This window comes from Rhodoplanes roseus (assembly GCF_003258865.1).
Classification (GTDB): domain Bacteria; phylum Pseudomonadota; class Alphaproteobacteria; order Rhizobiales; family Xanthobacteraceae; genus Rhodoplanes; species Rhodoplanes roseus.
The window spans coordinates 1-275 of record NZ_NPEX01000807.1; the positions used below are offsets into that span (position 1 = coordinate 1).

The window sequence follows — 275 nt, forward strand, 5'->3', positions numbered from 1 at the left end:
GGCGGACAGGAGGCATTTGTCTTGCGTACAGCGGCTTATCAGGGTGACGTCGGACCGGAGGAGGCCTGGAAGGCTCTCTCAGAGTCGGATGCCGTGCTGATCGATGTGCGCACGCGTGCCGAATGGGCCTATGTCGGTCTCCCGGATCTATCGCCCCTGGGGCGCCAGCTTTTCTTAGCAGAGTGGCAATCTTTTCCCACGCAACAGGTCGATCCGGAGTTTGCCGGAAAGCTTGTGGCAGCCCTTGGGGAGGCTGGGGTTGGGCAGGAGGTGCC

1 protein-coding gene is annotated in these 275 nt (G+C 62.2%); it reads left to right on the forward strand.

The window, feature by feature from the left end; genetic code table 11:
- Window positions 1-21: 21 nt before the first annotated feature.
- Window positions 22-275 (forward strand): rhodanese-like domain-containing protein (locus tag CH341_RS35520; protein WP_483475703.1); only part of this gene is annotated, 254 nt, incomplete at its 3' end.